9 protein-coding genes are annotated in these 11,450 nt (G+C 70.8%); 4 read left to right on the top strand and 5 right to left on the bottom strand.

Translation table 11 applies throughout. The features are described 5' to 3' along the window. Window positions 1-54 precede the first annotated feature (54 nt). Window positions 55-3,432 carry a pyruvate carboxylase gene (locus ACFU7D_RS25375; RefSeq protein WP_378872615.1) on the bottom strand — a complete coding sequence of 1,126 codons (3,378 nt, stop codon included), beginning with the start codon at window positions 3,430-3,432 and terminating at the stop codon, window positions 55-57. A gap of 137 nt (window positions 3,433-3,569) precedes the next feature. Here ACFU7D_RS25375 and ACFU7D_RS25370 point away from each other — a divergent pair, with 137 nt between their 5' ends. Then, the gene (locus tag ACFU7D_RS25370) at window positions 3,570-4,490 is read left to right on the top strand and encodes a hypothetical protein (protein ID WP_378872613.1); all 921 of its coding nucleotides are present in this window, start codon (window positions 3,570-3,572) and stop codon (window positions 4,488-4,490) included. A 4-nt stretch (window positions 4,491-4,494) separates the two neighbouring features. On the opposite strand, the gene ACFU7D_RS25365 is transcribed toward ACFU7D_RS25370, so the two are convergent. From ACFU7D_RS25365 to ACFU7D_RS25355, 3 genes are all read right to left on the bottom strand, one after another. Further along, the gene (locus ACFU7D_RS25365; RefSeq protein WP_378872611.1) at window positions 4,495-5,160 is read right to left on the bottom strand and encodes a hypothetical protein; all 666 of its coding nucleotides are present in this window, start codon (window positions 5,158-5,160) and stop codon (window positions 4,495-4,497) included. Next, window positions 5,160-6,326, bottom strand: coding sequence for a hypothetical protein (locus ACFU7D_RS25360; protein WP_378872608.1), 1,167 nt, complete (start codon window positions 6,324-6,326; stop codon window positions 5,160-5,162). The genes ACFU7D_RS25365 and ACFU7D_RS25360 overlap by 1 nt, the downstream gene beginning before the upstream one ends. A gap of 93 nt (window positions 6,327-6,419) precedes the next feature. Continuing rightward, complete coding sequence (locus ACFU7D_RS25355; protein WP_378872605.1) at window positions 6,420-7,328, bottom strand: LysR family transcriptional regulator; 909 nt, start codon at window positions 7,326-7,328, stop codon at window positions 6,420-6,422. Window positions 7,329-7,422: 94 nt separating this feature from the next. On the opposite strand from ACFU7D_RS25355, the gene ACFU7D_RS25350 reads away from it, so the two are divergent. Both ACFU7D_RS25350 and ACFU7D_RS25345 read left to right on the top strand, forming a co-directional pair. Next, on the top strand, window positions 7,423-8,808 hold the full coding sequence (locus ACFU7D_RS25350; RefSeq protein ID WP_378727426.1) for an MFS transporter: 1,386 nt from the start codon (window positions 7,423-7,425) through the stop codon (window positions 8,806-8,808). Beyond that, window positions 8,805-9,584, top strand: a complete 780-nt coding sequence (locus ACFU7D_RS25345) for a 3-hydroxybutyrate dehydrogenase (RefSeq protein ID WP_378872602.1) — start codon at window positions 8,805-8,807, stop codon at window positions 9,582-9,584. The genes ACFU7D_RS25350 and ACFU7D_RS25345 overlap by 4 nt, the downstream gene beginning before the upstream one ends. 5 nt (window positions 9,585-9,589) lie before the next feature. Here the strand turns inward: ACFU7D_RS25345 and ACFU7D_RS25340 are convergent, their stop codons facing one another. Then, the gene (locus tag ACFU7D_RS25340; RefSeq protein WP_378872599.1) at window positions 9,590-10,519 is read right to left on the bottom strand and encodes an NAD-dependent epimerase/dehydratase family protein; all 930 of its coding nucleotides are present in this window, start codon (window positions 10,517-10,519) and stop codon (window positions 9,590-9,592) included. 133 nt (window positions 10,520-10,652) lie between these two features. Between ACFU7D_RS25340 and ACFU7D_RS25335 the strand changes: the two genes are divergently transcribed. Beyond that, the gene (locus ACFU7D_RS25335; protein WP_378872597.1) at window positions 10,653-11,363 is read left to right on the top strand and encodes a TetR/AcrR family transcriptional regulator; all 711 of its coding nucleotides are present in this window, start codon (window positions 10,653-10,655) and stop codon (window positions 11,361-11,363) included. Window positions 11,364-11,450 lie beyond the last annotated feature (87 nt).

The following is an 11,450-nucleotide window of genomic DNA, read 5'->3' as shown; positions in this document are numbered from 1 at the left end:
GAACTCCGCTGGGGATGTGTGCCTTTCCCTGCATACCTTGACGAAGGAACCGCCTCAGCCGAGCACGAGGACCAGGTCACCCCCGTCGACCGCCTGGGTGCCGGAGAAGGCGAGGCGGGCGACGGTGCCGTCGACAGGAGCGGTGATCGCGGCCTCCATCTTCATGGCCTCGATGGTGGCGACGGTGTCGCCGGCCTTGACCGTCTCGCCGGCCGCGACCGCGATGGTCACGACGCCCTGGAAAGGCGCTGCGACCTGGCCGGGAACGGCGGGGTCGGCCTTCTCGGCGGCAGCGACCTCGGCGGCGACGGAGCGGTCCCGCACGCTGATCGGGCGCAGGTGACCGTTGATCGTCGCCATGACGGTGCGGATGCCGCGCTCGTCGGGCTCGGAGACGGCGGTGAGACCGAAGATGACCGTCTTGCCCTCGGAGATCTCGACGACGTGCTCCTCGCCCTCGCGCAGGCCGTAGAGGTAGTCGAGCGTCGAGATCACCGACACGTCGCCCCACTTCGAGCGGGCCTCGGTGAAGTCCTTCGTCGGTCCGGGGAAGAGCAGCCGGTTGAGCGTCCCGCGGCGGTCGGAGGCGAGCCCGGCGGCGTCCTCGGCCGACAGGGTCGGCGACGGCGCCTTCCAGGTGCGGCCACCGATCGCCTTGCTGCGGAACGGCTCGGGCCAGCCGCCCGGCGGGTCACCGAGCTCCCCGTTGAGGAAGCCGATGACGGAGGCCGGGATGTCGTACGCAGCCGGGTCCGCCTCGAACGCAGAAGGATCAGCCCCTGCGGCGACCAACGACAGAGCCAGGTCGCCGATGACCTTCGAGGACGGGGTGACCTTGGGGACGCGGCCGAGGATCTGGTTGGCCGCGGCGTACATGTCCTCGATCTGCTCGAACTTCTCGCCCAGCCCGAGCGCGATCGCCTGCTGGCGCAGGTTGGAGAGCTGGCCGCCCGGGATCTCGTGGCGGTAGACCCGGCCGGTCGGTGCGGGCAGTCCGGACTCGAAGGGCGCGTAGACGCGGCGTACGGCCTCCCAGTAGGGCTCGAGCGAGTTCACCGCGGCCAACGACAGCCCGGTGGCGCGCGGGGTGTGGTCCACGGCCGCGACCAGCGAGGAGAGCGGCGGCTGGGAGGTGGTCCCGGCCATCGACGCGGTGGCCGCGTCGACCGCGTCGACACCGGCCTCGATCGCGGCCGTCAGCGTGGCCAGCTGGCCACCAGCGGTGTCGTGGGTGTGCAGGTGGACCGGCAGGTCGAACCGCTCTCGCAGCGCGGTCACGAGCGTCCGTGCGGCAGGTGCCCGCAGCAGCCCGGCCATGTCCTTGATCGCCAGCACGTGCGCCCCGGCCGAGACGATCTCCTCGGCCAGCCGCAGGTAGTAGTCGAGCGTGTAGAGCTTCTCGTCCGGCGAGGAGAGGTCGCCGGTGTAGCACAGGGCCACCTCGGCGACGGCCGTCCCGGTCTCGCGAACGGCAGAGATCGCCGGCCGCATCTGGGACACGTCGTTGAGCGCGTCGAAGATCCGGAAGACATCGATCCCGGTCGAGGCGGCCTCGGAGACGAACGCGTCGGTGACCTCGGTCGGGTAGGGCGTGTAGCCCACCGTGTTGCGACCGCGCAGCAGCATCTGCAGGTTGACGTTCGGCACCGCCTCGCGCAGCGCGGCCAGCCGCTCCCACGGGTCCTCGGAGAGGAACCGGAGAGCCACGTCGTACGTCGCGCCACCCCATGCCTCCAGCGACCACAGCTGCGGTGTCAGCCGGGCGACATGGCCGGCGACGCCGAGCAGGTCGGTGGTGCGGACCCGCGTCGCCAGCAGCGACTGGTGGGCGTCGCGGAAGGTGGTGTCGGTGACGGCGACGGGCTCCTGGGAACGCAGCGCGGCGGCGAAACCCTCCGGCCCGAGCTCACGAAGAAGATCGCGAGAGCCCGGCGGCGGAGCCACCGACAGGTCGAGCTTCGGCAGCTTCTCGACCGGGTGGAGCGAGACCGGGGCGGCGCCGTGGGGCTGGTTGACGGTCACGTCCGCCAGATAGGTGAGCAGCTTGGTGCCGCGGTCACCGGAGGCCCGCGCGGTCAGCAGCTGCGGGTGGGTCTCGATGAACGAGGTCGTGATCGAGCCCGAGATGAAGTCGGGGTCGTCGAGCAGCGCCTGCAGGAACGGGATGTTCGTCGCGACCCCACGGATCCGGAACTCCGCCACGGCCCGTCGGGCCCGGGTGACGGCGTCCTCGAAGGTGCGCCCGCGACAGGTGAGCTTGGCGAGCATCGAGTCGAAGTGGGGCGAGACCTCGGCCCCGGCGTACGTCGTGCCGCCGTCGACCCGGATCCCGGCACCACCGGGGGAGCGGTAGGTGGTGATCATGCCCGTGTCGGGGCGGAAGTTGTTGGCAGGGTCCTCGGTGGTGATCCGGCACTGCATCGCCGCGCCGCGCAGCTGCACGGAGTCCTGGGTCAGTCCGAGGTCGGCCAGCGTCTCGCCGGCGGCGATCCGCATCTGCGAGCGGACCAGGTCGACGTCGGTGACCTCCTCGGTCACGGTGTGCTCGACCTGGATACGTGGGTTCATCTCGATGAAGACGTAGTTGCCGGCCGGGTCGAGCAGGAACTCGACGGTGCCGGCACACGAGTAGCCGATCTTCTTCGCGAACCGCACCGCGTCCGCACACATGCGTTCGCGCAGCTCAGGGTCGAGGTTCGGCGCGGGCGCGATCTCGACGACCTTCTGGTGGCGGCGCTGCACCGAGCAGTCCCGCTCGAAGAGGTGGATCACCTCACCGGTGCCGTCGGCGAGGATCTGCACCTCGATGTGACGCGGCTCGACCACGGCCTGCTCGATGAAGACGGTCGGGTCGCCGAAGGCGGCCTCGCCCTCGCGCATGCAGGTCTCGACGGCCTCGCGCAGCTTGTCGGGGTCGTCGACCCGGCGCATCCCGCGGCCGCCACCACCGGCGACCGCCTTCACGAACAACGGGTAGGGGAGGGCGGATGCGGCGGAGACGAGCGCGTCGACATCGGTGGAGGGGTCGACGGACTGAAGAGTGGGTACGCCGGCGGCCTTCGCCGCCGCGATGGCGGTGGCCTTGTTGCCGGTCAGCGTGAGGACCTCCGCCGACGGCCCGACGAAGGTGATCCCCGCCCGGGCGCAGGCCTCGGCCAGTGCCGGGTTCTCGGAGAGGAACCCATAGCCGGGGTAGATGGCGTCCGCGCCGCTCTGCTTGGCGACCTCGACGATCGCGTCCGGATCGAGGTACGCCCGGATCGGATGGCCGAGCTCTCCGATCTGGTAGGCCTCGTCGGCCTTCAGCCGGTGCTCGGAGCCCCGGTCCTCATATGGGAAGACGGCAACCGTCTTCGCACCCAACTCAAAGCCCGCACGGAAAGCTCGGATCGCGATCTCGCCGCGGTTGGCTACCAACACCTTCTTGAACATGGCGGTCACGCTACCCATCCGAAGTACGCCGTCCCAGGTTATGGGACGTTTCCTTTCAGTTGGTGGACACCTAGCTCGTGCGAAGTGTGTGGATTCGTTGGGACCGTTCGACCGCTCGCGTCGATAGCGTCGCGGTCATGAAGCACATGACTCGACAGCGTCGCTCGGCTCTGGTCGCCCTCGCGGGCACCGCCCTGCTCGCCGGATCGCTCACCGCGATCGGAGGGGCGAGCTCGCCGGCCGCCGCGGCCGGCACCGTGAACTGCTCCGGCTCGATCAACGGCAAGGCCAGCGGCTATGTCCGCAAGCGGTCCATTACCAACAGCACGGTGACGGGGAACTACCGCAGCGCTGCCACGGTCTCCTGGTCCCCGCGGGCCTGGATCGAGGTCGGTGGGGCCGGTGACGAGACCTCCTGGAAGAGCGGCTACATCGTGCCCGGCACCGATGGCACCGGCCGCACCGTGACCATCGGCGGGACCATCGGGCAGTCCGTGCTGACCGAGACGAAGTCCGCGCAGCTCTACCGCACCAACGGCTCCGCGGTGACCGGCTGGAGTCCCAAGAAGGTCGTGAACGGCCCGACGACGGAGGTCTACAGCGTCACGACCTCCGGCGTCGTCCAGCAGACCGCGCTCTCCTACTCCAGCGCGGGCGCCCGCCTCGGCACGGTCACGAACCTGCCGGTCACCCTGCCGAGCACGACGACCGTCGCGGGCGTGTGGACCAGCCACAACGGAGTGATGTACAACCTGCTCTACTCGATCAACCCGAGCACCAACAAGCTCGAGCAGATCGTCGTCCGCCCCGACCGCCCGGCAGAGGCTAAGAAGTACGTCGTCCGCAGCCTCGGCACGGGGTGGCGCTACCTGTCGGTGCACAACTGCTACGACGCCGACGGCTCGGTCGCGGCCAAGGACATCGTGCTGATCAACCCGACGACCGGCAACGCGGTGCGCATCCGCCAGAGCAGCGGGATCGGGCACAGCACGACCTTCTCGGCCTCGTCCAAGGTCGGCACCGACGGCACCTGGAAGTGGAGCGGGATCAGCAGCTAGCTGCTCACTCCGGCCAGAGATCGAGCAGGTCTCCCGGGCGCAGCCCGAGGGCGTGCTCGATGTCGCCGGGCGAGGTCTCGCGCAGATACTCCGAGACCAGCTGGGCCAGCTCCATCCAGTAGCCGCGCAGCGTCGACTCGGACAGATACATCGACCGGCTCATCTCCGCGTACGTCAGTCCGCGGGCGCGATGGGCGAGGACCTCGCGCTGCCGCGGGGTGAGGACGGTGATGGTGCGGCGGCGTACGAGAACTTCGATGAGGCCGGTGATGCCCGGGGGGATCACCGGCTCATCGGAGGCCACGGCCCGGAAGGCCGCCTCGGCCTCGGCCAGGGTGGCCGACTTGGAGACCACACCCGTCGCGCCGGCGGCGAGGCAGGCCGCGAGCACGAACCGGCGCTCCTCCTGGGAGTAGACGCAGACCCGGTAGCCGGCCTCGACGATGCGCCGGATGGCGGTGGTGCCCTGGGAGGCGTCGGGCTGACCGGTGTTGGCGAGGTGGAGGTCGAGGATCACCACGTCGGCCTCCGGTCGTACGCCCAGGAGGTCCTCGACGGATCCGTGGCTGGACACGAAGGTGAGATCGGGCAGGAGCAGACCGAGCGAGGCGCGCATCGCGGTCGCGTCGTCCACATGGGTGAACCGCGGGCCGGAGGTCATCGCAGACATCACGACACCTCCGCGACGGTCGCCTGCGTGAGCGTGACCGTGGTGCCGAGGTCGCGGATGCTGCTGATCTCGACGGAGACGCCCGAGCGCGCCAGCTGCTCGACGACCACCTCCCGCAGGCCGACGCCGAAGGCGGTCGCCGAGGTGTCGAAGCCGATGCCGTCGTCGTGCAGGGTGACCTCCCAGCCGGTGCCGTCCTCGTCCTCGGCGGCGTGCAGGACGACCCGGCCAGCCTGCGCGTGCTGGCGTACGTTGAGGAGCAGGCTGCGCAGCGCGGCGGCCAGGTCGTCGGCGAGATCCCGCGGAAGCGCGACGTCCTGGGCAAGGTCTGCGACGACCGTGATCGGGAGGTCGTCGAACTCCGCGCCGACGGCGGTGGCCACCGCGGCCAGGTTGGTCGCCTCGCTCACCGGCGGCGGGGTCTGACCACTCAGATACGCGCGCATCCGGTTGAGCTCGACCTCGGCCTGCGACCGCAGCGCGCCGTTGCCGCCGGCGGAGTCGGTCTCCACGAGCAGCCGCATCATCGCGGTGCCGTTGTGGATCGCGAGCCGGGCACGCCGCTCCTCCTCGGCCTTGGCCGCCTCAGCGGCATAGCGCCGCGCCTCATCGGCCTCCGTCCCGATCCGCACGATCGTCTGACAGCCGAACCAGGCCAGCGGCCCGAGCACCAGCAGCGTCAGGCAGGTGCTCAGTGCGCCGGTGAGGTCGGCCCAGCCGTCCACGGTCGGCGCGATGTAGACCACCTCGGCGACCGCCAGCGAGGCGAGCAGGAACATCCACAGCCATCGCGAGCGTACGGCCGAGAGCCCGCAGGACACGCACAGCGCGTAGCCCAGCTGGAACCCCACCCAGGTGCCTGTCCGCAGCTCGACGGGGACCGTCCACAGCCCCACGACCAACAGCGCCACGGCCACCGCGACGTCGAGCACGGCGTACGTCACCCCCGGCGGCCGCCGGGTGACCAGGGTGATCGCCGTGATGGCGACGAGCATGCCGGTGGCCAGGATCCAGCTGGCCCCGGTCAGCCACGGGTGGTCGACACGGGAGAGCGCGGGCATCGCCGTCAGCAGCGACGGCGCCATCTGCGCGAGGGTCGCCAGCCGCATCCCGGCCACGAAGAACGCCACCAGACGCACGGCGGCTGCCCGAGTCGAGTGTGGCACCCGTGAATTGTCGCTGATGGTCGGCGGAACGGCGGAGCATGGGCCCAGGATCAGGCATCCGGCGCCGGGCCGGTACCAACGAATCCGCGGGCGTCACCGGCCGATCAGGGTGTCTCGCTGTTCGTCCATCTGCTCCCGCAGGCCGCCCACGACGGCGGCCACGGCGGGCCGTCGCCAGGACTCCGGATGCACGACCGCCCAGTAGGGCAGCCGCTGGTGGATGTCCTCGTGGAGCATCCGGACGAGGTCGGGGTGCCGGTCGGCCATGAAGCAGGGCAGCAGGCCCAGACCGGCTCCGGCCCGGGTCGCCTCGACGTGGACGAACACGTTCGTCGAGGTGACCGCGTCGCGGATGCCGGGCAGCAGCCGCCGGGGGATGTCGAGGTCGTCGACCTGGAGCATCGAGTCGACGAAGTAGACCAGGCGATGGCGTACGGCCTCCTCGATCGTGCCGGGGGCGCCGTGGCGCTCCAGATAGGCGGGGGAGGCGTAGAGGCCGAGCTCGTACTCGCCCAGGTGCATCGCCCGGCCGCGGTTCACCGCCGGCTCGCCGACGACCACCTCGATGTCGACGCCGGAGCGGTGCTGCGCCGCCTGCCGGGTCACGGTGACGATCTCGACCGAGAGCTCGGGGTGGTCCTGCCGCAGCGCGGCCACCGCCGGCGAGGCGATGTACGCGGCGAACCCGTCGGTCGTCGACATCCGGACCACGCCGGCCACCGGGTCGGCCGGCTCGTCGGCCGCCAGCCGGGCCAGCGACTCGGCGACTCCCTCGGCGGCCCGCGCGGCGCGCTCACCGAGAGCGGTCAGCGCCCACCCGTCGGAGCCGCGCACCAGGACCCGGCCGCCGAGGGCGCGCTCGAGGGCGGAGATGTTGCGGCTGACCGTCGTGTGGGTCAGGCCCAGCGAGCGCGCGGCGGTGGTGAAGCGGCCGCTGCGGGCCACCTCCAGCAGCACCAGCAGCTGGTCGGCGGAGGGCGGCGTCGACGGAGGGGTGGCCATGGGGTGACCCTATCGGCGAATGTGCATTTTCGTTCATGCCGTGTGCCAACATGCGCGTTGCAAGCACATTATGATCGCTGTCACACTCCGAGCCATGTCCACGACACAGCCGGGCGCCACCGCCGCCCCCAACGACCCAGTCGACGAGCAGGGCCTGCTCCGCAGGACCGTGGCGGCCTCCATGGCCGGCACGGTCGTGGAGTGGTACGACTTCTTCCTCTATGCGACCGCCTCGGCGCTCGTCTTCGCCAAGGTGATCATGCCGGCCACCGGCAACGCCTACGACGCGATCATCGCCGCCTTCGTGACGTACGCCATCGGGTTCGTCGCCCGCCCCCTGGGCGGCGTCGTCTTCGGCCACATCGGCGACCGCCTCGGCCGCAAGTACACCCTGCAGCTGACCATCATGCTGATCGGTGTCGCGACCGTGCTGATGGGCTGCCTGCCGACGTACGACCAGATCGGGCTCGCCGCGCCGATCGCGCTGGTGGTGCTCCGGTTCGTGCAGGGGCTCGCGCTGGGTGGTGAGTGGGGCGGTGCCGTCCTGCTGGTCGCCGAGCACGCCCCCGACGACAGGCGCGCGACCTGGGCGGCCTGGCCGCAGGCCGCGGTGCCGGTGGGCAACCTGCTCGCCACCCTGGTGCTCACCGTGATGACCCTCGCGCTCTCCGACGCCGCCTTCCTGGCGTGGGGCTGGCGAGTCGCGTTCTGGCTCTCGGCCGTGGTGGTCGTCGTCGGCTACTTCATCCGCCGTTCGGTGACCGACTCGCCCATCTTCGAGGAGGCGAAGGCGGAGCAGAGCGATGCCGCCTCGACCGGCTACGGCGTCTTCGAGGTGCTCCGCCGCTACCCGCTGGGCGTGCTGAAGGGCATGGGTCTGAGGTTCGCGGAGAACATCATGTACTACCTGGTGGTGTCCTTCTCGATCGTCTACCTGGTCGAGGACCAGAAGATGGACCAGGGCGCGCTGCTCGGCCTGATCGCGGTCGCGCACGCCTGCCACTTCTTCTTCATCCTCGCCGTCGGCAGGATCGCCGACGGTATCGGCCGCAAGCCTGTCTACCTGGTGGGTGCGGTGCTGGGCGCGACCTGGGGCTTCTGGGCGTTCCCGATGCTCGACACCAAGAACAACCTCGCGATCGTGGCGGCGCTGATCGCCGGTCTGGCCATCCACGCGCTGATGTACTCCACGCAGCCCGCGATCATGGCCGAGATGTTCCCGACCCGGATGCGCTACTCCGGCATCTCGATCTCCTACCAGGTGACCTCGATCTTCGCCGGTTCGCTCGCGCCGCTCCTGGCCATCGCCTGGCTCAAGGACACCGGCACCTGGACCAACACCGCGATCTACCTCGCGGTCGCCGGCATCCTCACCGCGCTCGTCGTGCTCACGCTCAAGGAGACCAGGGGCACGTCGCTGCGGGCCCTGGACCGTGCCGACGCCGCACGTGAGGCCGAGCGCGAGGTGAGCCCGGCGTGACCTCGGCCGTCTCGGGTGGCGGTCCCTCCGGACGTACGCTGCGGGGCCGGAAGGCCCTGGTCACCGGTGGCGCCTCGGGGATCGGTGCGGCGGTGGCCCGCGAGCTCGCCGCCCGCGGCGCGCGGGTCGTCGTCGCCGACCTGGCCGGCGATGCCGCCCATGCCCTCGCCGAGGAGATCGGCGGCGAGGCGTGGGTGGCGGACCTGACCGCCACCGAGGCCTTGGACGACCTCTCGCTGGAGGTCGACATCCTGGTCAACAACGCCGGCATCCAGCGGGTCAGCCCGATCGAGGAGTTCGACCCCGACGACTTCCGCAGGATCCACTCGATCATGCTCGTCGCTCCGTTCCTGCTGGTCAGGGCCGCCTTGCCGCACATGTACGCCAATGGCTGGGGCCGCATCGTCAACATCTCCTCCGTGCACGGCCTGGTCGCCTCCCCCTTCAAGAGCGCCTACGTCTCGGCCAAGCACGGCCTGGAGGGACTCTCGAAGGTGACCGCCCTCGAGGGCGGTCCGCACGGGGTGACCAGCGTCTGCATCAACCCGGGCTACGTGCGTACGCCGCTGGTGGAGAAGCAGATCGCCGACCAGGCCAGGGTGCACGGTGTCCCTGCCTCCGAGGTCGTCGAGCAGGTGCTCCTGCAGGACGTCGCGGTGAAGCGGCTGGTCGAGCCGGACGAGGTCGGCTCCCTGGTCGGCTGGCTCACCGGCCCGGACGCCTCGATGGTCTCCGGTGCCTCGTGGGCCATGGACGGCGGCTGGAGCGCCCGCTAGCCCCCTCAGGCCTGCGTACGCCACCAGTCCACCGTCGCCTTGGCCCCGGTCTCGAGCGGGGTGGGAGCCAGGCCGAGCAGGGACTCGCTGGCCGAGGAGTCCAGCACGAACGGCTTGTCGAACTGGTAGATCATCTCGGCCAGCTCCCGGGTGCCGCCGTGCACCGCGCCGACCGCCTTCATCGTCCAGGTCGGGATGCGGCTGACTTTGGGGGCGGCGACGTCCGCCACGTCGGCGTAGAGCTGCACCAGGGCACGCTGTGAGATCGCCGGAGCGGTGGGGGCGTGCAGGAAGGAATCCCACAGGGTCTCCTCGTCGGCCGCCTTGATCATCGCGGCGCCCAGGTCCGGGACGTACGTCCAGGAGTGCGGCGCGTCCGGGTCGCCGAGGACGCGCATGGTCCGGCCGGCGAGGACCGTCGGGACCATGCGCTCGCCGGCGTGGGCGTTGCGCACCAGCGGGCCGTAGAAGTCCGAGGCCGCGACGCTGACCGTCGGGGTCGGGGAGGCGTCGCGGGCGCGGAGCAGGTCGACCCGCACCGCGGGCTTGCCGAAGTCGGCGTCACGCGGCGTCTGCTCGGTCATCGGCCCGGTGACGTGGCCGTAGGCGTAGAGACTCTCCGGGAAGATGGCCACGGCGCCGGCCCGTCCGGCGGCCTCGAGCACGACCTTCTCGGCCCGCGGGAGCTCGGCGCGCCAGGTGTCGGCGGCGTAGGCGCTGCCGTGCATGCAGTGGAAGACGGCGCTCACGCCCGCCGCCGCCTGGGTGACGGTGCCGAGATCCGTGGCGTCGCCGCGGAGCCGCTCGATGCTCGCGTGCACCGGGCCGCTCCCCGAGCGGGTGAGGAGGCGTACGCGATCCCCGCGGGCGGCGAGCTGCTGGGCGATGGTCGCGCCGACGGGGCCGGCGCCGATGACGAGGTAGGTGCTGTTCATGGCTGTCTCCTGAAGTGTGGGGCGGAATCGAGAGCAGTGCTCTCGGAATGAGTGTGGCGCGCTCCGGGGACAAAAGCAAGAGCAGTGCTCACTTTTGTTGACAGCGCTCTCCGGGACGGGTCACGATGGCGGCATGACAGCGACCTCACGAGACGGCACGCCCCGCGAGCGGGCACGGGCGCAGACCATGGACGAGATCGTCCGGATCGGTCGCGAGCACCTGGCGGTCGATGGTGCCGCCGCGCTCTCGCTGCGTGCGGTCGCCCGCGACCTCGGCGTGGTCTCCTCCGCGGTCTACCGCTACGTGAAGAACCGCGACGAGCTGCTGACCCTGCTCCTCGTCTCCGGGTACGACGAGCTCGGCGACGCCGTCGACGCCGCCGTCGCCTCTGCCCCCACGGACGACTACCGCGCCCAGTTCATGGCCCTCGGCCGCGCGGTCAGGTCCTGGGCGCTCGCCGAGCCGGCGACGTACGCCCTGCTCTTCGGGTCACCGGTCCCCGGCTATGCCGCACCCGATGAGCGCACCAGCGTGCCCGGCACCCGGGTCCCGACCGCGATGCTGCGGGTGTGTGGCGGCGCGCTCGCCGCCGGGCGGCTGCGACTGCCCGAGGAGCCGGAGGAGATCTCGCCCGCGCTCGCGGAGGGTCTTCAGGGCATCCGCGACCAGCTCGGTCTCGACCTGCCCGACTCGGGTCTCACCCGCGGCGTACTCGTCTGGACCAGCCTCTTCGGCCGGGTCAGCTTCGAGGTCTTCGGTCAGTTCGGCCCCGACGCGTTCGGCGACCCCGCCGGCCTCTTCGAGCTCCACCTGGCCGTGCTGGCGGACGAGCTCGGGTTGTGACGCGGAATGCTCACCGAGGTAACTCGGTGAGCGCGTACTTCCCTCGTGGAACTCCACAAAGGAAGCGGCCGTTCACCGAGTTACCTC

Source organism: Nocardioides sp. NPDC057577, assembly GCF_042801335.1.
GTDB lineage: Bacteria > Actinomycetota > Actinomycetes > Propionibacteriales > Nocardioidaceae > Nocardioides.
Note: the sequence above shows the minus strand (reverse complement) of the source record. Positions and strands in the feature narration are given on the sequence as shown.

Coding starts and splice junctions, on each gene's coding strand:
- ACFU7D_RS25335 (WP_378872597.1), top strand. CDS start 10,653: ATGACAGCGACCTCACGAGACGGCACGCCCCGCGAGCGGGCACGGGCG.
- ACFU7D_RS25350 (WP_378727426.1), top strand. CDS start 7,423: ATGTCCACGACACAGCCGGGCGCCACCGCCGCCCCCAACGACCCAGTC.
- ACFU7D_RS25365 (WP_378872611.1), bottom strand. CDS start 5,160: ATGTCTGCGATGACCTCCGGCCCGCGGTTCACCCATGTGGACGACGCG.
- ACFU7D_RS25340 (WP_378872599.1), bottom strand. CDS start 10,519: ATGAACAGCACCTACCTCGTCATCGGCGCCGGCCCCGTCGGCGCGACC.
- ACFU7D_RS25355 (WP_378872605.1), bottom strand. CDS start 7,328: ATGGCCACCCCTCCGTCGACGCCGCCCTCCGCCGACCAGCTGCTGGTG.
- ACFU7D_RS25375 (WP_378872615.1), bottom strand. CDS start 3,432: ATGTTCAAGAAGGTGTTGGTAGCCAACCGCGGCGAGATCGCGATCCGA.
- ACFU7D_RS25370 (WP_378872613.1), top strand. CDS start 3,570: ATGAAGCACATGACTCGACAGCGTCGCTCGGCTCTGGTCGCCCTCGCG.